This window comes from Parahoeflea olei, assembly GCF_001703635.1.
Classification (GTDB): Bacteria; Pseudomonadota; Alphaproteobacteria; order Rhizobiales; family Rhizobiaceae; genus Hoeflea; species Hoeflea olei.
In genome coordinates this window covers 108156-128005 of the sequence record NZ_LQZT01000048.1, presented here as the reverse complement: position 1 = coordinate 128005, position 19850 = coordinate 108156, and the positions used below count along the sequence as shown (strand labels likewise).

Annotated in this window: 16 protein-coding genes and 1 riboswitch; of the genes, 9 read left to right on the top strand and 7 right to left on the bottom strand. The window is 67.4% G+C overall.

The genetic code is table 11. The features are described 5' to 3' along the window. The first annotated feature begins 94 nt into the window (after positions 1 to 94). Entirely contained in the window at positions 95 to 2350 is a 2256-nt protein-coding gene (locus AWJ14_RS19065; protein ID WP_066183116.1) for an AGE family epimerase/isomerase, read from the top strand. Positions 2351 to 2403: 53 nt separating this feature from the next. Next, on the top strand, positions 2404 to 3831 hold the full coding sequence (locus AWJ14_RS19060) for a phosphohexomutase domain-containing protein (protein WP_066183113.1): 1428 nt from the start codon (positions 2404 to 2406) through the stop codon (positions 3829 to 3831). Between the two features lie 4 nt (positions 3832 to 3835). Here the strand turns inward: AWJ14_RS19060 and AWJ14_RS19055 are convergent, their stop codons facing one another. The 4 genes from AWJ14_RS19055 to AWJ14_RS19040 form a co-directional block, all read right to left on the bottom strand. Next, positions 3836 to 5131 (bottom strand): TRAP transporter large permease, encoded by a 1296-nt coding sequence (locus AWJ14_RS19055; protein WP_066183107.1) that lies wholly within the window; start codon positions 5129 to 5131, stop codon positions 3836 to 3838. Next, complete coding sequence (locus AWJ14_RS19050; protein ID WP_066183580.1) at positions 5128 to 5670, bottom strand: TRAP transporter small permease; 543 nt, start codon at positions 5668 to 5670, stop codon at positions 5128 to 5130. Before AWJ14_RS19050 ends, AWJ14_RS19055 begins: the two co-directional genes overlap by 4 nt. A gap of 190 nt (positions 5671 to 5860) precedes the next feature. Next, complete coding sequence (dctP, locus tag AWJ14_RS19045) at positions 5861 to 6865, bottom strand: TRAP transporter substrate-binding protein DctP (protein WP_066183105.1); 1005 nt, start codon at positions 6863 to 6865, stop codon at positions 5861 to 5863. Positions 6866 to 6963: 98 nt separating this feature from the next. Further along, complete coding sequence (locus AWJ14_RS19040; protein WP_139112704.1) at positions 6964 to 7674, bottom strand: GntR family transcriptional regulator; 711 nt, start codon at positions 7672 to 7674, stop codon at positions 6964 to 6966. 152 nt (positions 7675 to 7826) lie between these two features. On the opposite strand from AWJ14_RS19040, the gene AWJ14_RS19035 reads away from it, so the two are divergent. The 3 genes from AWJ14_RS19035 to AWJ14_RS19025 are packed head-to-tail and all read left to right on the top strand — an operon-like array spanning position 7827 to position 10523. Continuing rightward, positions 7827 to 8873, top strand: coding sequence for a Gfo/Idh/MocA family protein (locus tag AWJ14_RS19035; protein WP_066183574.1), 1047 nt, complete (start codon positions 7827 to 7829; stop codon positions 8871 to 8873). Continuing rightward, positions 8870 to 9700: a shikimate dehydrogenase family protein gene (locus AWJ14_RS19030; protein ID WP_066183103.1), complete on the top strand. Its 831-nt coding sequence runs from the start codon at positions 8870 to 8872 to the stop codon at positions 9698 to 9700. Before AWJ14_RS19035 ends, AWJ14_RS19030 begins: the two co-directional genes overlap by 4 nt. Positions 9701 to 9752: 52 nt before the next feature. After that, complete coding sequence (locus AWJ14_RS19025; RefSeq protein ID WP_066183100.1) at positions 9753 to 10523, top strand: aldolase/citrate lyase family protein; 771 nt, start codon at positions 9753 to 9755, stop codon at positions 10521 to 10523. Positions 10524 to 10587: 64 nt separating this feature from the next. On the opposite strand, the gene AWJ14_RS19020 is transcribed toward AWJ14_RS19025, so the two are convergent. Further along, entirely contained in the window at positions 10588 to 12009 is a 1422-nt protein-coding gene (locus AWJ14_RS19020) for an amidohydrolase (RefSeq protein ID WP_066183097.1), read from the bottom strand. Between the two features lie 368 nt (positions 12010 to 12377). Beyond that, a riboswitch (cobalamin riboswitch) is annotated at positions 12378 to 12582 on the top strand. A 186-nt stretch (positions 12583 to 12768) separates the two neighbouring features. Here AWJ14_RS19020 and AWJ14_RS19015 point away from each other — a divergent pair. From AWJ14_RS19015 to AWJ14_RS19000, 4 genes are read left to right on the top strand one after another with little or no spacing between them, the layout of a single operon-like run. Then, a complete protein-coding gene (locus tag AWJ14_RS19015; RefSeq protein WP_066183095.1) occupies positions 12769 to 14751 on the top strand; it encodes a TonB-dependent receptor plug domain-containing protein in 1983 nt (660 codons plus the stop codon). Between the two features lie 2 nt (positions 14752 to 14753). After that, complete coding sequence (locus AWJ14_RS19010) at positions 14754 to 15611, top strand: ABC transporter substrate-binding protein (RefSeq protein WP_066183093.1); 858 nt, start codon at positions 14754 to 14756, stop codon at positions 15609 to 15611. Beyond that, entirely contained in the window at positions 15608 to 16609 is a 1002-nt protein-coding gene (locus AWJ14_RS19005; protein ID WP_066183090.1) for a FecCD family ABC transporter permease, read from the top strand. The genes AWJ14_RS19010 and AWJ14_RS19005 overlap by 4 nt, the downstream gene beginning before the upstream one ends. Then, positions 16606 to 17385: an ABC transporter ATP-binding protein gene (locus AWJ14_RS19000; RefSeq protein ID WP_066183087.1), complete on the top strand. Its 780-nt coding sequence runs from the start codon at positions 16606 to 16608 to the stop codon at positions 17383 to 17385. Before AWJ14_RS19005 ends, AWJ14_RS19000 begins: the two co-directional genes overlap by 4 nt. Before the next feature lie 52 nt (positions 17386 to 17437). On the opposite strand, the gene AWJ14_RS18995 is transcribed toward AWJ14_RS19000, so the two are convergent. Both AWJ14_RS18995 and AWJ14_RS18990 read right to left on the bottom strand, forming a co-directional pair. After that, on the bottom strand, positions 17438 to 18964 hold the full coding sequence (locus AWJ14_RS18995; RefSeq protein WP_066183082.1) for an amidohydrolase family protein: 1527 nt from the start codon (positions 18962 to 18964) through the stop codon (positions 17438 to 17440). Next, positions 18961 to 19848 (bottom strand): ABC transporter permease, encoded by an 888-nt coding sequence (locus AWJ14_RS18990; protein ID WP_066183077.1) that lies wholly within the window; start codon positions 19846 to 19848, stop codon positions 18961 to 18963. The genes AWJ14_RS18995 and AWJ14_RS18990 overlap by 4 nt, the downstream gene beginning before the upstream one ends. Positions 19849 to 19850 lie beyond the last annotated feature (2 nt).

Sequence of the window (19850 nt, the reverse complement as noted above, 5' to 3'; positions counted from 1 at the left end):
CGCATGAGTTGCCGCACTGACCAATTGATGGTTTCCCGGTGCGGCGACGGGTTGCACACCCCTGGCCGGCAATAGGCGCAAATCGGAAGACGTCATGGACACACAGCACACCATCACGCCCGTCATCCTGTGCGGCGGCGCCGGCTCCCGGCTCTGGCCGATGTCGCGGGAGTCCAAGCCCAAGCAGTTCCATAAGCTGGTCAACGATAAGACCCTGCTCGCCAACACGCTCGAACGCGTCGATTTCCGTGGCGAAGGCCTGCGCTATCTGCCGACCCGGATCGTCGGCGGCATCGAGTTCGAATCGCTGCTGGTCGAACAGGGCGAGACCGGCGGCGTCGAGGTCGAGCGCTATGTGCTCGAACCGCTGATCCGCGACACGGCCGCGGCGATTGCCGCCGCCATCGCCGACCTTGCCGAGAGCGAGCCGGAGCGGATGGTGCTGGTGCTGCCGTCGGATCACCAGATCTCCGACGTGCCGGCCTTTTTCGACGTGATTCGCACCGGTGCCGAGGCGCTCGCCCGGCGCGGCGGCATCATGACCATCGGCATTGCGCCGACCCGGCCCGAAACCCAGTACGGCTATATCGAGCGCGGGGCGGCAGACGGCGCCGTGTTCGATGTCTCCCGGTTTCGCGAAAAGCCGGATCTGGAGACGGCCAAGGAATTTCTCGCCTCCGGCCGGTTCTTCTGGAACGGCGGCATCTTCATGTTTCGCGCCGGTGAAATGGGCGCCGAGCTTGCGCGCCAGCAGCCTGAGGTCTGGGCGCAGGCGAAGCTCGCCGTCGCCCGTGCTGAAGTGATCGGCAAATGCCACCGGCTCGATGCCGAGGCCTTTGCCGCGAGCCCCAAGGTCTCGATCGATTATGCGGTGATGGAAAACGCGCGCCGTATCGGCGTGGTGCCGGCGCGGTTCGACTGGAACGATCTCGGCTCCTGGAACCAGCTGCATGACGGCTCGCCGCTCGACGAGGCCGGCAATGCCCGCTTCGGCGACGTGCTCACCATCGATGTTGCCGACAGCTATCTGAGGTCCGAGGACCGGCTGCTCGCCGTCGCGGGGCTCGACAATATCATCGTCGTCTCGCAGCCCGACGCGCTCTTGATCGTCCATCGCGACAAGTCGCATCTGGTCAAGGACATCGCCGGCCGGGTCAAGGCCACCGGCGAATGGCCGCCGCTGGCCGTCGCCCATTCCGGCCGCCCGGTGCCCTCGCCGCGGGCGATCCGCAACTGGCTGTTCGACACCGCGCTGCCGCTCTGGGCCGGCGCGGGCGTCGACCGGGTGCATGGCGGCGTCCACGAGGCGCTGCAGCATGACGGCTCTCCGGCGGATCTGGGCTTCAAGCGGCTGCGGGTGCTCGCCCGGCAGATCTATTGCTTTGCCAATGCGGAGCTCCTGGGCTGGGAGGGGAACGCGCGCGAGGTGCTGACCCATTGCTTCGACACGCTCACCTCGACCGGCTGGCACGCGGACGGCGGCTGGATCCATCTGTGGAACACCGACGGCACGGTGAAGGACCCGCAGCGCGACACCTACGACCAGTGCTTCGTGCTCCTGGCGCTGGCCTGGCTGTGGCAGGCGACCAAGTGGCCCGAGGCGCGGGCATGGGCCGACCGCACCATCGCCTATATGGACGCGCATCTGATCGACCACGCCAAGGGCGGCTTCTACGAATCGAGCCTGCGGCTCGATTACAGGCGCGCCAATCCGCACATGCATTATCTCGAGGCGATGCAGGCCTGGTATGAAGTGACCGGCGAGCAGGCCTTCCTCGACCGGGCGCAGACGGCGGTCGAGCTGTTCAAATCGGTGTTCTTCGATCCCGAAACCTGGAGCGTGACCGAGCATTTCGAGCGCGACTGGTCGGTGCGCACCGACCGTCCCGCCCGGGTCGAACCCGGCCACCATTATGAATGGGTGTGGCTGCTGCTCCGGCAGGCGCGCTTTGCCGATCAGCCGGAACTCAAGGAATATTGCCGCAAGCTCTATGCCACAAGCCATGCCTTCGGCCACGCCCGCGGCACCGATGCGGTCTGCGATTCGATGGCGCCCGACGGCTCGGCGATGCTCGGAACGGCGCGGCTCTGGTGCCAGACCGAAGCCTTGAAGGCCGGGTTGCTCGCCCGCGCCGAAGGGCTGCCGGGGGACGAAACCCTGTTCATCCGCATGCTCGACGTGATCTTCAACCGGTATCTCACAACGCCCGCGGCCGGCGGCTGGTACGATCAGATCGATCCCAAGGGCCGGGTGATTTCCAAGGACATGCCGGCCAGCACCTTCTACCATGTGTTCTGTGCACTGGTGGAATATCTCAGGCAGGAAGACATGTTGCCCGCGCACGGCTGAGCCGTCGCCGGAAGCAAGGTCGGCACGCCCGGACAGACTGGAGAAACGGACAGATGGCAGCGAAATTCGGCACCAGCGGACTGCGCGGCCTGGTCGGAGAGTTGACGGACGGCACGGCCGCCGCCCATGCGCGCGCCTTTGCCCGTCACCTGATCGAAACCGGACAGGCCGCCCGCGGGGCGCAAATCTATCTCGGCCGCGACAGGCGCGCCTCGAGCCCGGAGATTGCGCGCCAGTGCGCGGCGGCGCTGGTGGCCGAGGGCCTCAAGCCGGTCGAGTGCGGCGTGCTGCCGACGCCGGCGCTTGCGCTGCATGCCATGGGCCGGGGCGCTGCGGCGCTGATGATCACCGGCTCGCACATTCCCGACGACCGCAACGGCGTCAAGTTCTACCGCCCCGACGGCGAGATCGACAAACACGACGAGGCGGCGATCGCCGGGCTCGCGCCCGGACTGGTTTCGGACGCGCCGACGCCTGCCGCGATCCTGCGTGACGACTCCGCCGCAGCCCTGGCGGGCTTTGTCGCCCGCTATCGCGGCTTCGTGCCAGAAGGCCTTTTCGCCGGCTTGCGCATCGGGCTCTACGAGCACAGTTCCGCGGCAAGTGCCGCGCTTGCCGCCATTCTCGGCGAAGCCGGCGCCGAGGTGATTGGGCTCGGGCCTTCCAGCGTCTTCATTCCGGTCGACACCGAGGCCGTGTCGGAGGAAACCCGGCGTCTTGCCGGGGACTGGGTGGCCGAGCTTTCGCTCGATGGCCTTGTCTCCGCCGACGGCGACGGCGACCGGCCGATGGTGGTCGACGAGACCGGCCGCGTGATCCGCGGCGACGCGCTGGGCCTGATCGTCGCGCGCCATCTCGACGCCGACGCAGTGGTCACGCCCATCACCTCCAATTCCGGCATCGAAGCCGGCTGCACCGCCGATGCCATCCGCACCCGGGTCGGCTCGCCCTATGTGATTTCGGGCATGACCGAAGCTCTGCAGAAAGGCCGCCAGCGCGTCATCGGCTTCGAGGCCAATGGCGGCGTGTTGACCGCAAACCCGGTGGCGGTCGGTTCGGCCCGGCTTGCGGCCCTGCCGACGCGCGACAGCGTGCTGCCGATCCTCTGCGCCTTCGCCGCGGCCCGCGCGGCCGGCGAGACGCTGTCGGCCCATGTCGCCGAGCTCGCGCTGCCCGTGGCCGCGAGCGACCGGATCGAGCATTTCCCGACCGCCACCGGCCAGGCGCTGGTCGCGGATCTGTCGGGCGACGAGGATCGACGTCTCAGGTTCTTTGAACCGCTTGGTCGGCCCGTGAACGCCGATCTGACCGATGGTCTCAGGGTCACGCTCGACAGCGGCGCGATCGTGCATCTGCGTCCGTCCGGCAATGCGCCGGAACTGCGGATCTATTCGGAGGCGCCGAGCGAAGAGCTGGCGCTGGACCTGATCGCTCGCACGGCGGCAAGGGTTTGCGAAGTCGCCCCGGACTATCCCGGATAGCGGCCTATCCCGGATAGCCGAACATCCGGGGCAGCCACAGCACCAGGCCCGGGAACAGGATCAGCGCCGCCAGTGCCGCCACCAGCACCGCCAGAAACGCCCAGATCTCGGCGATGATCTCGCGCAGCGGGATCTGGGTGACGGCGTTGATGACGAACAGCAGGATACCGTAGGGCGGCGTGATCAGGCCGATCATGCAATTGACCACCGCCACAACGCCGAAATGCACCAGGTCGATCCCGAGCTGCTGGCAGCTCGGCAGGAACAGCGGAATGATCACCAGGATGATGGTGGTGGCATCAAGCACGCAGCCCAGGAGCAGAAACAGGATGTTGACCCCGATCAGGAAGGTGAGCGGCGAGACGTCGAGGCCGACCAGCGCCTGGGCGACGAGGTTCGGGATGTTCTCGGAGGCCACCACGTAGTTGAGGATCAGCGCGCCGCCGATCACCAGGCCCACGGCGGCCGAGGACCGCGCGCTTTCGATGAGGATCGAATAGAGCGCCCGCAACGACAGGGCGCGGTAGAACAGGCTTGCGAGCAGCAGGGCATAGGCCGCGGCCACCGCGGCGGCCTCCGTCGGCGTGGTGACGCCGCCATAGATGCCGTAGAGCAGGATCGCCGGCATCAACAGCGCCGGAAACGCGTTGGCGGTGTGGCGCGGCAGGTCCCTGAGCGGCACCGGTTCTTCGAGCGCGAAATTGCGCCGCACCGAGATCCAGCCATTCATCGCCATCAGCACCACGCCCATGAACAGGCCCGGCACGATGCCGCCCAGAAACAGGAAGCCGATCGAGGTGTTGGAGACGAGCGCGTAAAGCACCATCGGGATCGAGGGCGGGATGATCGGCCCGATGGTGGCCGAGGCCGCGGTGATGGCGGCGGCATAGCCGCGGGTGTAATGGCCGCTCTTGGTCATCATGCCGATGATGATCTTGCCGATGCCCGCGGCATCGGCCACCGCCGAGCCCGACATGCCCGAAAAGATCAGCGAGGCGACGATGTTGACGTGGCCGAGCCCGCCGCGGAACCGGCCCACGGCCGCCACGCAGAACTGCAGCAACCGCTCCGAGATGGTGCCGGCATTCATGATGTTGGCGGCAATGATGAACAGCGGCACCGCGAGCAGGATGAAGCTCTGGTAGAGGCCGTCCATCAGCACCTTGCCGGCGATGCCCACGCCCTGGCCGTTCAGGCCCAGATAGACGAAGGACGCCACCAGGATCGAATAGGCTACCGGAACCCCGATCCCCGCCAGCACGAACAGCGCGAGCAGGCACAGCGCAAAGGCAAGACTCATTTGCTGGCGCCCTCCCCAAGGTCGGCGTCGAGGTTGGCGTCGAGCTTGGCGTCCGGGCGATCGAGATCGGCGCCGTGGCGCAGCGCTTCGAGCGCCCGCCAGCCGTAGCGCGCGGCGACCACCACCAGAAACACCACATAGATCACATAGAGGTCACGCATCCTGACCCAGTCACCGAGCAGGCCCGACAGCGTGGCCGTCTTCTTGAGCCGCAGGATGTAGAATTTCGACCAGGTCGGCTCCAGCGACCACAACAGCCCGGCGCACACGGCGAGCCCGCCGATCACCGCGAACCAGCGGCGCTGGCGCGGGTTCACATGGCTGTAGAGGATGTCGAAGGTCACGTGATCGCGCTCGCGCACCACGAAGGCGGCGCCCCAGAACACGATCCATACCCACAGCGCCAGGCAGAATTCCAGCGTCCAGCCATAGCGGCTGGGTTCCAGCATCGGCACCGCCTCGGCGATCCAGTCGAGCTTGGCGGAGTAGCGGATGGCGATCTGCAAGATGAAGGTCAGGAACATGGCGGCCATCATCATGGCCGCCACGAATTCGCCTGCGCGCCGCAGTCCTTGGGCCAGACCGCGAATCACGGCGCCGGCGCGGCCTTGCTGCAGCCGCCCTCATATCGTTTCCGGCACGGGAACGCGCGCATGGATGCCTCCAGGAAAATTGCGGCGCCGTCGCACTTGCTTTGAAACGCGCGGCGCCGCAGGGACGGCGGGACGGTCAGTCGCCGAGCGCGTTGATCTTTTCGAGGACACCCTCGGGCCAGCTTTGTGCGAATTCCGAGCCGGTATACTGGGCCTGGACGTGGGTGCGGAACGCCGCGAGGTCGGGCTCGTAGACGTCGAGCCCCTGGTCGCGCAGGAAGGAGACCAGATCCTCCTCCTTCTTCAGCTGCGCCTGGCGGCCGCTTTCGGCGGCGTCATCGGCGGCCTTCTGCACCGTGGCCTGCTGTTCGGGGGTCAGCTTGTCCCATGTGGCCTTGGAAAAGGCGATATAGTTGAGGTCGACCAGGTGCGAGGTGAGGACCACCTGCTTGGTGACCTCGTAGAACTTGGCGTCGACCACGGTCGGCAGCGGGTTGTCCTGGCCATCGACCGATCCGGTCGACAGCGCCGTGTAGATCTCGGTGAAGGCCATCGGCGTCGGGTTGGCGCCGAGCGCCTTGCCGAGGAACTGCCAGGCGTCGGTGCCGGGCATGCGCAGGTTCACGCCCGCCAGGTCCTCGGGCGTCATCACCGTGAGCTCTTCCTTGCTCTGGCGCAGGTTCACGTTGCGGCGGCCGAGATACATCACCGCGAGAAGCTTGACCCCGAGTTCGTCCTCGGCCTTCTTCTTGAACGGGTCCATCAGCGGGTCGTTGAACACCTTGACCTGGTGGGCCGCGCTCTGGTGCACATAGCCGGTGGCGAAGATCGAGAATTCGGGGAAGAAGGTCGCCAGTTCCTGGGCCGAGGCGATCGACATCTCCAGGTCGCCCGAGGCGATGGCCTCGAGTTCTGCGCCCTGGGCGATCAGCGAGCCGTTGTAATGCGGCTCATAGCTGGCGAACTCGGCGACGGCAGGGGCGAAAACGGTGGCCAGCGCGACGGAGCGCTGGTCGGAGTCGGAAGCCGGCGTCGACATGCGCAAGGTCAGCTTGTCCTGCGCGAAGGCGGCGGGTGCCAGGCACAGCGCGCTGGCCGAAACGGCGCAAGCAAGCACCATGCGGCGTGTGAAACGTGTCATAGATTGTGTCCTCCCAATGTTGATCCGGCGGTTTTCGGGCCGCCGGATGCAGAAAAACTGTCACAAAGCCCCAGTTACTTCAACATATGTTCTTCGTTCTATAGGGCATTTGGTCCCGGCTCGCGCGCAGCTTCCTCGGCCTGCGTCGTTTTGCGCGAACTGATGATGAATTCCACGCCGCCGAGAATGTGGCGGGCGAGGATTTCCTTTGCCTTCTCGCTGTCGCGGTCGAAGGCGGCCTGCAGCAGGTCCGCGTGTTCACTTGCCGCGTTCTCTCCCCGGAACGCGAGCGTGAGGATCTGGTAGCGCAGATATTTGTCGAACAGCTGCTCATGCAACTCCATCAGCGTTTCCGACCCGCAGGCCATGATGAGCGCGTGATGAAACCCCCAGTCGGCGCGCTTCCAGTCGTCCCGCGCCGACGCGTCGCCGGCAATCATGCGGGCTTCGAGCCGCTTGAGCTTGTGATGCGCCGCCACCACCTGGGATTCCCAGTCGAGATCGCCTGCCGCGAAAGAGCGGGTGACGGCGTGTCCCTCGACCAGCAACCGCAGTTCAGCGACTTCCCGCAGATTGGCATCCGAGATGCTGGCGACCTCGAACCCCTTTTGGCCTTCGGCCACGACCAGCCCGTCCGAGGTCAGCCGGTTGAGAATTTCGCGCAGGGTCGTCACGCTGACATTGTAGCGCTTGCGCAGGTTTTCCAGCCGCAGCTTCTCGCTCGGGCGCAACTGCCCGAAGATGATGTCATTGCGGATGGTGCGATAGGCATTGTCGCCGATCGTGTCATGCTCTGCCGCCGAAATCACCGCATGGTCTCCGTTGCTTCAGCTTGACTGTTTTCATGAATATAGGACATAAGGCAAATCATAGGCAATTTTATCAAAAGGGCAACCGTCTTGATGTCTCCCTTGCCTCCACGCACTGCCGGAACCCGCCGGACGACAGGTTGGGCGCGGCCATGACGCAGCCCGTGCGACTGGCAATTGCCGGCGCGGGCCTGATCGGCCGGCGCCATGCGGCCGCCATCTCCGCGGTCCCGGGGGTGGTGCTGCAGGCGATTGTCGACCCTTCGGACGCCGGGCGGGCCTTTGCGCGTGAGATCGGCGCGCCCTGGTACGCGTCGCTCGGGCATATGCTGGAGCATGGTGATCCGGCTGTGCGGCCCGACTGCGTGATCGTCGCCACCCCGAACCGGCTGCATGTCGAGAACGGGCTCGCCTGCGTGGCGGCCGGGATTCCGGCGCTGATCGAAAAGCCGCTCGCAAGCGACCTCGAGACTGCCGAGACGCTCGTCGCCGCCGGCGAGCGCGCGGGCGTGCCCCTGGCCGTCGGTCACCATCGCCGCCACAATCCGCTGATCGAGGCTGCGCGACAACGGCTTGCGGCAGGCGACCTCGGCACGATCGTCGCGGTGCACGGCATGTTCTGGGTGATGAAGCCGCAAGACTATTTCGACACCGCCTGGCGCCGCGAGCCGGGCGCCGGGCCGCTGATGATCAACCTGATCCACGACATCGATCTCCTGCGCCATCTCGTGGGCGAGATCGTCTGGGTGCGGGCGCTCGCCTCCAATGCCGTGCGCGGCGGGGCGGTGGAGGACACGGCGGCAATGCTGCTCCGCTTCGAAAGCGGCGCGCTCGGCAGCTTCAGCCTCTCCGACACGGTCGTGGCGCCCTGGAGCTGGGAGCTGACCGCGGCGGAAAATCCCGCCTATCCGCCCACCGGCCAGTCCTGCTATTTCATCGGCGGCACCAAGGCTTCGCTGCAGCTTCCGGACGGGCGGGTCTGGTCCCATCCCGGCGCGGCGAGCTGGGAAGCACCCCTGTCAACCACCACGCATCCGGTCGGGCGCGAAGACCCGCTGGTCCGCCAGATCGCCCAGTTCGCCCGTGTCGTCAGGGGCGTCGAAGCGCCGCTGGTCTCCGCGCGCGAAGGGCTTGCGACCTTGCGCGTGATCGATGCGCTCAGGCGTTCGGCAGCGACCGACCAGGCGGTGACGCTGTGATTTCCGGAACCACCGAGCTGATCGCCCATCTCGGCGTGCCGACGGAGTCCTTTCGCGCGCCGCTGATCTACAATCCGTGGTTCGAAGCGAAAGCCATCGATGCCCGGGTGGTGCCGATGGGTTGCGAAGCCGAGGATTACGCCGCGTTCCTGCCGCTCCTGTTCCGGCTGCGCAACATCCGCGGCGCGCTGGTGACGATGCCGCACAAGGTCTCGACGGTGGCTCTGCTCGACCGGGCGAGCGCTGCCGTCCGGATCTGCGGCGCCTGCAACGCCGTCCGCCGCGACGAACAGGGTCGGCTTGTCGGCGACATGTTCGATGGCGAGGGTTTTGTGCGCGGCATGCAGCGCAAGGGGCGCAGGGCGCAGGGCGCTCGGGCCCTGGTGATCGGCAGCGGCGGTGTCGGCTCGGCGATCGCCGCTTCGCTCGCGGCCGCCGGTTCCGCTGAACTCGGCCTGGCCGATACCCGCCCGGGCGCGGCCGAACGGCTCGGCGACCGGCTCCGCGACCATTACCCGCACATCGCCCTGTCCACCGGTGTGCGCGATCCGGCCGGCTGGGACATCGTCGTCAACGCCACCCCGCTCGGCATGACCGACGGCGACCCGCTGCCGGTGGACGTGAACCGGATCGACCCCGCGGCCTTTGTCGGCGAGGTGGTGATGAAACAGGACGAAACCCCGTTCGTCGCTGCCGCGCGCCGGCGCGGCTGCCTGACGCAGATCGGCACCGACATGCTGTTCGAGCAGATTCCGGCCTATCTCGAATTCTTCGGCTACCCGGCGGCGACGGCAGATGAGCTGCGCCGCGTCGCGCGACTGACCTAGCAACCCAGGAAAGGGCGGCTTGAGCGCCGCGCCTGTCCGGAAAGGCAAATGAATGAAACTGCCCCGCAATGACTTCAAGCATGCCATCGCCGAAGGCCGCCAGCAGATCGGCCTCTGGGTCACGCTGCCGTCCGGATTTACCGCCGAGGCGCTCGCGACCTGCGGCTATGACTGGCTGCTGCTCGACACCGAGCATTCGGTGGGCGATCCGATGACCGTGTTCGAGCAGTTGCAGGCGGTGGCGCCGCATCCGGTCAGCGCCGTGGTCCGGCCGGTGAGCAACGACATCGCGGTGATCAAGCGTCTGCTCGATGCCGGCGCGCAGACGCTGCTGATCCCCTATGTCCAGAATGCGGCCGAGGCTCGCGCCGCGGTCGAGGCGATGCGCTACGGTCCGCGCGGCCTGCGCGGCTTTGCGGGGCTGACCCGCGCCACCCGCTACGGCACGGTCGAGGATTACGCCACCCGCGTCGAGGAAGAGCTGTGCCTGCTGGTCCAGGTCGAAACCGCCGATGCGCTCGGCGAAATCGAGGCGATCGCCGCCGTCGATGGCGTCGATGGCATCTTCATCGGCCCCGCCGACCTCGCCGCCTCGATGGGGCATCCGGGCAATCCTGCCCATCCCGACGTCGTCGCCGCCATCGAGGATGCGATCGCGCGCATCCGCGCCGCGGGCAAGCCCGCCGGCATCCTCTCGCTCGACCCGGGATTCGTCGAACGCTGCATCGGGCTGGGAACCACCTTCACTGCCGTCGATGTCGACGCCAACATCCTGCTGAAGGGCGCGACGGAGATTGCGCGCAGATACAAGTCAGAGGACTGACTCCGTGGCTTGATGTCGGACGCGGGCGTGAGACATCGGGGACCCGGCCTGAGCCGTGTCCGCCTCAGACCGGGCGCGGAACCAGCGGCGGCTTGAGGTCCTGCGGCAGCGGGCAGGTATAGGGCGTTTCGGCAAGGCGGGCGGCGTGCTCCGCCTTGGCTTCGGCCAGCAGGCCCGGCTCGGCAAACAGCATCTCGGCGCAGCGGGCCATCGCCTTGGCCGCATGGGTCATGCCCTTGTGGGCGGCCGGCGACTTGCCCTGCGCGGTGATCTGCCAGCTGTGCGCCGGCGTGCCGATCGCATGGGTCGCCACCAGAACCTCGGTGGTGGGCACCGCCCAGGTCACGTCGGCCACGTCGGTGGAGCCTACCATCTTCTCGCCGCCGGGGCGGAGCGGGACGATGTAGTCGCACAGCACCTCGCCCTTGCGCGGCGGCATCGCCACGATCCGGTAAGGGGCTGCGATGTCGTGTTCGGACAGCGTCGCCTGGATCGCGCGCGCATAGGCCCGGTCCTCCTCGTCGAACGGCACGCCGCCGAGTTCTTCGAGCGCCCGGTGCATGGCCCGGTCCATGGTCTCGTTGACGAGATTGTTCGAGACCGCCGAAAACACCTGCATTTCCACCTGGGTGTCGGTCATCAGCGCCGCGCCGCGCGCCACGTTCTTGACCCGCTCGACCAGCGCCAGCATGTCGGCGAGTTTGAGCGCGCGGATCGAGTAGCGCACTTTCGCCTGCGCCTGCACCACGTTCGGCGCAGTGCCGCCGGCATCGAGATAGGCGTAGTGGATGCGCGCGTCCTGCACGGCGTGTTCGCGCAGATAGTTGACCCCCACCGACATCAGTTCCACCGCATCGAGTGCCGACCGGCCGAGATGCGGCGAGGCTGCGGCATGGCTCGCCCGGCCGGAGAAGCTGAAATCCATGCGCGTGTTGGCAAGGCTCTCGGGATCGTCGACGCGGGTCATGCAGTCGGGATGCCAGGTGATCGCGGCATCGACATCGGCGAACGCGCCGTCACGCACCATGAAGGTCTTGGCCGCCCCTCCCTCTTCGGCCGGGCAACCGTAATAGCGCACGCGGCCCGGCGTACCGGTCTCGGCGAGCCAATCCTTGAGCGCGCAGGCAGCAAGCAGCGCCGCGCTGCCGAGCAGGTTGTGGCCGCAGCCGTGGCCGTTCCCGCCCGGCTCCAGCGGCATCGGCTCGGCGATGCCCGCGACCTGGCTCAGTCCCGGCAGGGCGTCGTATTCGCCGAGAATCGCGATCACCGGCCCGCCTTCGCCGGCTTCGCCCATCACCGCCGTCGGAATGCCAGCGACGTTTTCGGTCACGGCAAAGCCCTTCTCGCGCAGCATGGCCGTGTGCTCGGCGCAGGAGCGGTACTCGGCATAGAGCGTTTCGGGCATGCCCCAGACGCGGTCGGCAAGTGCGGTGAGATCGGAGCGGTGATGGTCGACAAGGTCGACGACGGTGTGGGTGTTGCGCATGGAGGAGGTCTCTGAAGGATGATGCAGGTTGCCAGATGAGCCGATCGCCGGGGGCTTGGCAAGAGCTTGATTTGGGCTGCCTGACGCGTCTCCGGGGACGCGGCTCACGGTATTTGGCCGGAAGGCGTGGGGGGGCGGACGATCTGCGCCGGCAAGCTGCGCCATAGTGCCGCGACGGTGTCGCGACGCGGGGCGGGTGCCGCCCGGCGAGGTGCCGTTGCCGGGGCGGGGCGGCCCGTTTCGCCCTTGTCCGGGCCGTCGGAGGACCAACTCTGCGCCTTTGCGCCGGTGGCTGCGGGCCTGGCTTGCCGGCCCCCGGGCGCGCGGGCCCAACGGCATGCTGTTGACAGGTCTTTTGATCGCCCGGTAATGTCCGCGCCGGAGCCGGTTCCGTCGCGAGACGGATGAAAAGGGAACGCGGTGAGGCTGGGTGTCAGCCAAATCCGCGACTGCCCCCGCAACTGTAACCGTAGAGCCTCCATCCACATGCCACTGGCCAGCGTCGCTGTTCGGGAAGGCGGATGGGGGTGACGACACGGAAGTCAGGAGACCTGCCAGTTCCAGTCACCCATGCCTAGCCACGAGGGGTGGTCAGGCGCGGCAGTCCGTTGCGGTGACACAGGAAGAGTGTTGCCGCGTGCGGGAAGAGCCAAGGGTGCATCGTGTCTTGTGATTCGAACCCGGTTTCTCCCCTCTTCGCGGTTGAAGAGGCAATGGAGCGGTTTTGCGCCGCTCCCTGAAACGGGAAACGTGATTTTTATGCACCGAACGATTTATCTGGCCGGCGCGGCTGCGCTGGCAACGACCACCCTTGTCTTTGAACGGCAGGCGCTTGCGCAGGATCGGGACCAGCCGACACAGCTCGAGACGATCCTCGTCACCGATGGCCTGACCCCGATCGAACAGGAAAAATCCGGCCGGGCGTTCACGGTCATCAGCGGCGCGCAACTCGAGAAGGATCAGGTGCGCTATGTCACCGATGCGCTGAGGCAGGTTCCGGGCTTCGCCGTCTCGCGAAGCGGACCCAATGGCAGCTTCACCCAGGTGCGCGTGCGCGGGGCGGAAGCCAACCATCTTCTGGTGATGATTGACGGGGTCGAGGCCGGCGACACCTGGAGCAGCGAGTTCGATTTCGGCGGTCTCCTGGTTGACGACATCGACCGCATCGAGATCCTGCGTGGGCCGCAGAGCGCCTTCTGGGGCTCCAATGCAACCGCCGGCGTGGTCAATATCATCACCAAGCGGGGCAGCCGCGACGGCTGGCGCGTCAAGGCCCGCTCCGAGACCGGCACCGACGGCACGTTTCTCGGCGGCGTCTCCCTGTCCGGCGGCGCCGAGAACTATGATGTGGCGCTGTCGGGCGTGGTCCGACAGAACGAAGGCTACAACATCTCCGATTTCGGCACCGAAAAAGACGGCGACCGCAACGCCACCCTGAACGGGCGCTTCAATATCGATGTGACCGACAGCCTGACGCTTGACGGCACGCTGCGCTACGTCAACCGCAAGAACGAGACCGACCCGCAGGATTTCTCGACATCGGGCTTCCCGGACTATCTGCCGGGGCCGAATTACGGGCGCATCATCGACGCGCCCGACTGGACCAAGAGCCGCGAGCTGACGGGGTCGGTGGGGGCCACGCTGACATCGCTCGACGGAGCGCTCACGCAGAAGATGCGTTTTGCCGCCAGAACCGCCCACCGCGACAGCTACGCCAGCGCCAATGACGTGCCCGGCGCGTTCGATCCGGCCTACACTTCGGATGACGGCGACCGCTACACCGCCACCTACCAGGCGAGCTACAGCTTCGACACGCCGGGCCTCTTCGACGCCCGCCACCGGATCACCGGCGGCTACGAGTGGGAAAAGGAAAGCTTCAAGCCCTCCCACAACGGCGTCAACTACACCCGGCGGACCGATGCGGTGGTCGGCGAATACCGGGGCGAGTTTCTGGACCAGTTCAATATCAATGCGGCGCTGCGGCAGGACTTCAACGACCGCTTCGACGATGCCACCACCTACAGCCTGAGCGGTTCGTGGCGGATCCCCGGCTCGGAGACCCGGCTGCATGCCTCCTACGGCAAGGGCGTCACCAATCCCACCTTCTACGAGCAGTTCGGCTACAATCCGGGCTATTTCATCGGAAATCCCGATCTCAAGCCCGAGGAAAGCAAGGGCTGGGACATTGGCATCGAGCAGGGCTTCCTCGACCGGAGACTGGTGCTCGACGTGACCTATTTCAATCAGGACCTGACCAATGAGATTGCCTATGACGCCGCCTATACGTCTTCCGTCAATCTCGATGGCGTGAGCAAGCGGCAGGGGGTGGAAGTGTCGGTGCGGTTCGACCTGCAGAACGGGTTTACGGCCGGTGCGAGCTACACCTACACGGATTCCACCGAGCAGGCCGCCATTGGTGGTCCCCGGATCCGGGAAGCCCGGCGCCCCAAGCACGCGGGTTCGCTCAACGCGGCCTACAGCTTCCTCGACGAGCGCGCCCGCATCTTCGGCGAGGCCACGTTCAACGGCGAGATGATCGACAACGCCTTCGTGCCGTCATTGCCCTCGCGGGTGACGCTCGACGGCTTCACCGTCGTCAATGTCGGCGGCAGCTTCCGGTTCACCGAGCATCTCGAAGGCTATGTCCGCATCGAGAACCTGTTCGACGAGGATTACGAGGAAGTGTTCGGCTACAACACGCCCGGCCGTACGGCCTATCTCGGCCTGAAGGGAAGCTTCTGACCATGGCCGCGGCGGCGCTTCCCGTGCGGATCGGCCTGGCGCTCGTGCTGCTGGCGGGCGCGGGTTCCGCCGCCGATGCCGCCGGGCCGCCGCGGCGCGTGGTGTCGATGAATGTCTGCACCGACCAGATGGCGATGCTCGTGGCGGCGCCCGGCCAGCTCCACTCGGTCTCGCACGTGGCGTCGGACCCGAATTCCTCCGCACTTGCCGCCGAGGCGGGCGCCTTTGTCGCCAATCGCGGATCGGCGGAGGAGATCTTCCTGATGCGTCCCGACCTGGTGCTGGCCGGGACCTATACGACCCGGTCCACCGTCGCGCTTCTCCGGCAACTCGGAATCCGGGTCGAGGAGTTCGCGCCGGAAAGCTCCTTCGACGACATCCGCGAGAATTTCCAACGCATGGGCGAAATCCTGGGGCAGCCGCAACGGGCAGCCGCGCGGATGGCCGAGCTCGACCGGCGTCTGGCCGCGATCGCGACCGACGGGCATGAGGGCATGACGGTCGCTGCCTGGTACGCCAACAGCTACACGTCCGGCAGCGGCACGCTGGTCGACGCCGTCATCGAACGGGCGGGGCTGACCAACATCGCCGACCGGCTCGGTTATGCCGGCATGGCGCGGCTGCCGCTCGAACTCCTGCTGATGTCCGCGCCCGACCTTCTGGTGACCGCCGACCGCGGCTATATGGCGCCGGCGCTCGCGCAGCAGGGCTTCGACCATCCCGCCTTCCGGGCCCAGGCCCGGCTCAGCGGTCTGGTCGACATCGCCTCGCGCTACACGGTCTGCGGCGCGCCGTTTACGGCGGAGGCGGTGCGGGCGCTGGCCGGGGGCGCGGATGCCCGCGGGGCGCCAACCCGATGAGCGAGGCGCGCCTCTACCGCTTCACGCTCGCGGGTCTCGGCCTGGCGACGCTGGTGCTGTTCTGTCTGTCGCTGATGGTGGGGCCGGCCGGCATCGGCTTTGCCGACAGTCTCGCGGCCCTGGTGTCGGAGCGCGGCGATGCGGTCGCTCTCGTCATGCAGCAGATCCGCTTGCCGCGGGCCCTGCTCGGGCTGATGATCGGGATCACGCTCGGGCTTTCCGGCGCGGTTCTGCAGGGCTATCTGCGCAACCCGCTGGCCGAGCCGGCACTGATCGGTGTCAGCGCCTCGGCGTCGCTCGGTGCGGTGATCGCGATCTATACCGGGCTGAGCGCGCTCTTTCCGCTTGCCCTTCCGCTGTCGGCGCTTGCGGCGGCGGGCGTGGCGGTGGTGATCGTGCAGGCGATGGCGGGCGCGCAGGGCAGCACCCTGACGCTGATCCTTGCCGGCGTCGCCGTGTCGAGCTTCGCCGCGGCGATGACGTCGCTGGCGCTCAACCTGTCCTCCAATCCCTTCGCCGCGCTCGAGATCATCTTCTGGATGATGGGCTCGCTGAGCGATCGGTCGATGACGCATGTGTGGCTGGCGCTGCCGTTCATGCTGGCGGGATGGGGCGCGCTCATGATGCTCGGGCGGGCGCTCGACGCGCTGACGCTCGGCGGCGAGACCGCCGCGAGCCTCGGCATCGACATGCGCCGGGTACAGGCGCTGGCGATCTTCGGAACGGCCGCCTCCGTGGGCGCCGCCACCGCCGTGGCCGGGGCCATCGGCTTTGTCGGCCTGGTGGTGCCGCATCTGCTCAGGCCGCTCGCGGGAGGCCGGCCGTCGCGGCTCCTGCCGGCGAGCGCGCTCGGCGGTGCCTCGGTCGTGCTCGCGGCCGATATCCTGGTGCGCGTGCTCGCGCCCGGGCGCGACCTGAAACTTGGCGTGCTCACCGCCACCGTCGGCGCCCCCTTCTTCCTCTGGCTGGTCTGGCGCGAGCGGAGGAAGGCGGCATGACGCGTCTCGCCGTTTCGCATCTGTCGGCATCGCTCGGCAAAAGGCAGGTGCTCGATGACGTCAGCTTCGGGGTCGGCGCCGGGGAACTGGTCGGATTGATCGGACCCAACGGCGCGGGCAAGTCCACGCTGCTGCGCTCCATCATGGGCTTGCTGCGGAGCAAGGGCGAGATCCGGCTGGACGGGGTGCGGGCCGAGAGCCTCGGGTCGCGCGGTCGTGCCCGAAAGGTCGCCTATATGGCGCAGAGGCGGGAGGTGGCCTGGGCGATGTCGGTCGAGGCGCTGGTGGCGCTCGGCCGGCTGCCGCATCTCGAGCGGCTGTCGCCGATGCGTGCAAGCGACCAGGCGGCGGTGGACAGGGCGATGCAGCTGATGGATGTCACGGCCTATCGGCAGCGCGAGGCCACCGCCCTCTCGGGCGGCGAACTCGCGCGGGTGCTGGCCGCCCGCGCGCTGGCCCAGGACACGCCGCTGCTTCTGGCCGACGAGCCGGCCGCGGGCCTCGATCCGGCCCACCAGATCGGCCTGATGCAGACCTTCCGGACCCTGGCCGACGAAGGGCGCAGTGTGCTGGTCTCGACCCACGATCTCGGCCTTGCGGCGCGAAGCTGCACGCGGCTGATCCTGCTCGACCGCGGCCGCCTGGTCGCAGATGGCATGCCGGAAGAGGTGCTCACGCCGGAAACCCTGCGCGCGGTCTACGGGGTGAACGCCTATTTCGGCGAGGCGGAAGGCGGCATGGTCGTGCTTCCCGTGGGACTGTCGGCGCCCATCTGACCCGGGCGCTCCGATGCGGCGTCATCGCGAGGCCATCGGTGCGGAGGCCGGATCAGCAAGGCAGGCGGCGTTCGCCTTCGGTGGACAGGCGGTCCCCGTCGCACCGGCCGATGACCTCCTCGAACAGGGGAACGAGGAATGCGTTCGCGGCCTCGACCGTCTCATGCATCTTGAGGAATGCCGGCATCCTGTCCCGGATCTCGGCGAGGATCGCCGCTTCGTCGAGCGTGACAAACACACCGTCCCGGATCACGAACCGCCCGTCCACCATGACGCTTTCGACGGAACTGCCGTTCTCGCCATAGACCAGCTGCCGGGCGGTGTCCGAGCTGGGCGTAAAGGCGGTGCCGCCTGACGGATCGAGCAGGATCAGATCGGCCTGCTTGCCGATTTCGAGCGACCCGGTGGTCTCTGAGAGCATCGCGGCCCTGGCGCCACCCAGCGTCGCGGCCTGCAGGATCTCACCGGCTGACAGCCCTTGGGCCGGTCCCGCGCGGGTGGCGGTGGAGATCAATCCGGCGACGCGAATGACATCGAACAGGCGCATGGTGTCGTTGGAGGAGGCGCCGTCGGTGCCGAGCGAGAGATTGATGCCGGCATCCAGCATGCGCCGCACCGGCGCGAGCCCCGAGCCCAGCTTGAGATTGGCGAGCGCGTTCCAGGACACCGACACCCCGGCCTCGGCCATCAGCGCGATATCCTCGTCGCTGACCCAGACGGCATGGGCCATCAGCACTTCCGGGCCGAGCAGATCGTGATCCCGCATGAAGCGGACAATCGAGCCGCCGAAGAGTTTGTCGGCCGTGACCGCCTGTGTGCGGGTTTCCAGCACGTGGGTGTGATAGGGAACCTGCCACCGGCGGGCGAAATCGCGGCAGGCCTGCATCAGGTCGATGCTGCACCGTTGAGGGCCTGACGGGGCCAGCATGAAGCGCAGCCGGCCATTGCCACGTCCGTGCAGGCTCTGAAAGACCTCGTTGCAGAACGCGGCATAGTCGGCCGCGCCGGTCAGCGGGAAATCGAGCTGCGCCTGGACCTCTTCGGGAAAGACGTCGCGGGCATGGGCGAGCGTGTCGAGATAGGGCAGGTTCATCAGCCCGCTCGAGACATTGGCGCGGATGCCGGCATCCTCATAGGCCTTGAACACCGTGCCCAGGCGTTCGATGTCCTGGGTCGGCGGATCGAAGAAATCGTCCGAGATCATCGTCACGCCCGAGCGCAGCGATTCGATCGCGACCAGCAGGCTGCGCAGGCGCAGCATCTCGAGGTCGACGGGGGAGGAGCCCAGGAACGGATAGGACCAGCACAGCCAGCTTTCGAGCGGCATCCGCTCGTAGCGCCCGCGGTAGAACATCTCGCTGGAATGCAGGTGGGCGTTGACGAGCCCCGGCATCACCAGCCGGCCGGCCGCCTCAACGATCTGCGCGCCGTCGGGGACCGGCAGCACCTCCCCCAGTCCGGCGATCCGTCCGTCTTCGATCAGGAGGTCGGCGCGGCGCGGAACCGGGTTGTCCCCCGCCGCCATGGTCAGCACATCCGCGCCGCGGATCAGGATCGTCTCCGGACGGGGGGCGCTCATTGCTGTCCCAGCTCCCGGCTCGAGGCTGCATTGCCGCCGCGCATGCGCGCCGACAGCCAGAGTCCCGCCACCGTGGCGACATAGGGAAGCGCCAGCAGGAGGCTGCTCGGGATCCGGTCGCCATAGCTCAGCTGCGCGCGGATGCCGAGCGCGCCCACCAGTGCGAAGAAGAAGGAGGCAAGCGTCGCTCCGAGCGGATGGCCTGCCCCGAAGATCACCGCGGCGAAGCTCATGAAGCCGCGGCCGGCGGTCATGTTGACCGAGAAGATCTGCAGGCTTCCGGCCGCCAGTTCGGCGCCGCCGAGGGCGCAGAGCGGCCCGCCGAGCAACAGCGCCACCAGCCGCATCGTGCCGGGATTGACACCGGTCGCGCGCGCGGCGAACGGATGCTCGCCGCAGGCTGCAAGGCGCAGGCCGAAGCGGGTCCGGCAGAGCAGCAGCCAGCAGGCGAACACCACGAAGGGCATGGCCGCGACCAGGACCGACAATCCGCCGAAGGCACCAAAGGCGGGGCCGAGGCGCGGCAGCCCGAAGGACGCGCTGACTGCGCCTTCGCTGCCGAAGATGGCGGTGAGCGCCAGCGCGGTGCCACCCAGGCCAAGGCCCGTCAGTCCGAGGCCGGCGATGATCTGGTTTGCCTTGAGCACTTCCACCACGAACCAGAACAGCAGCGCCAGAAGGCAGCAGAACACCGCGCCGGCAAGCAGGCCGACCACGACCGATTGCGCGAGCACGATGCCGAGGATCGTGGCGCAGGCGCCGGTAATCATCATGCCTTCGAGACCGAGATGCCAGATACCGGCGCGCTGGGCGATCACGCCGGCGAGCGTGACATAGACGAGGGGCGTTCCCGAGCGGAGGAAGGCGACGATCAGGTCTTCCATGT

Coding starts and splice junctions, on each gene's coding strand:
- AWJ14_RS19015 (WP_066183095.1), top strand. CDS start 12,769: ATGCACCGAACGATTTATCTGGCCGGCGCGGCTGCGCTGGCAACGACC.
- AWJ14_RS18990 (WP_066183077.1), bottom strand. CDS start 19,848: ATGGAAGACCTGATCGTCGCCTTCCTCCGCTCGGGAACGCCCCTCGTC.
- AWJ14_RS19055 (WP_066183107.1), bottom strand. CDS start 5,131: ATGAGTCTTGCCTTTGCGCTGTGCCTGCTCGCGCTGTTCGTGCTGGCG.
- AWJ14_RS19000 (WP_066183087.1), top strand. CDS start 16,606: ATGACGCGTCTCGCCGTTTCGCATCTGTCGGCATCGCTCGGCAAAAGG.
- dctP (WP_066183105.1), bottom strand. CDS start 6,865: ATGACACGTTTCACACGCCGCATGGTGCTTGCTTGCGCCGTTTCGGCC.
- AWJ14_RS19005 (WP_066183090.1), top strand. CDS start 15,608: ATGAGCGAGGCGCGCCTCTACCGCTTCACGCTCGCGGGTCTCGGCCTG.
- AWJ14_RS19025 (WP_066183100.1), top strand. CDS start 9,753: ATGAAACTGCCCCGCAATGACTTCAAGCATGCCATCGCCGAAGGCCGC.
- AWJ14_RS19060 (WP_066183113.1), top strand. CDS start 2,404: ATGGCAGCGAAATTCGGCACCAGCGGACTGCGCGGCCTGGTCGGAGAG.
- AWJ14_RS19035 (WP_066183574.1), top strand. CDS start 7,827: ATGACGCAGCCCGTGCGACTGGCAATTGCCGGCGCGGGCCTGATCGGC.
- AWJ14_RS19010 (WP_066183093.1), top strand. CDS start 14,754: ATGGCCGCGGCGGCGCTTCCCGTGCGGATCGGCCTGGCGCTCGTGCTG.
- AWJ14_RS19065 (WP_066183116.1), top strand. CDS start 95: ATGGACACACAGCACACCATCACGCCCGTCATCCTGTGCGGCGGCGCC.
- AWJ14_RS18995 (WP_066183082.1), bottom strand. CDS start 18,964: ATGAGCGCCCCCCGTCCGGAGACGATCCTGATCCGCGGCGCGGATGTG.
- AWJ14_RS19050 (WP_066183580.1), bottom strand. CDS start 5,670: ATGATGATGGCCGCCATGTTCCTGACCTTCATCTTGCAGATCGCCATC.
- AWJ14_RS19020 (WP_066183097.1), bottom strand. CDS start 12,009: ATGCGCAACACCCACACCGTCGTCGACCTTGTCGACCATCACCGCTCC.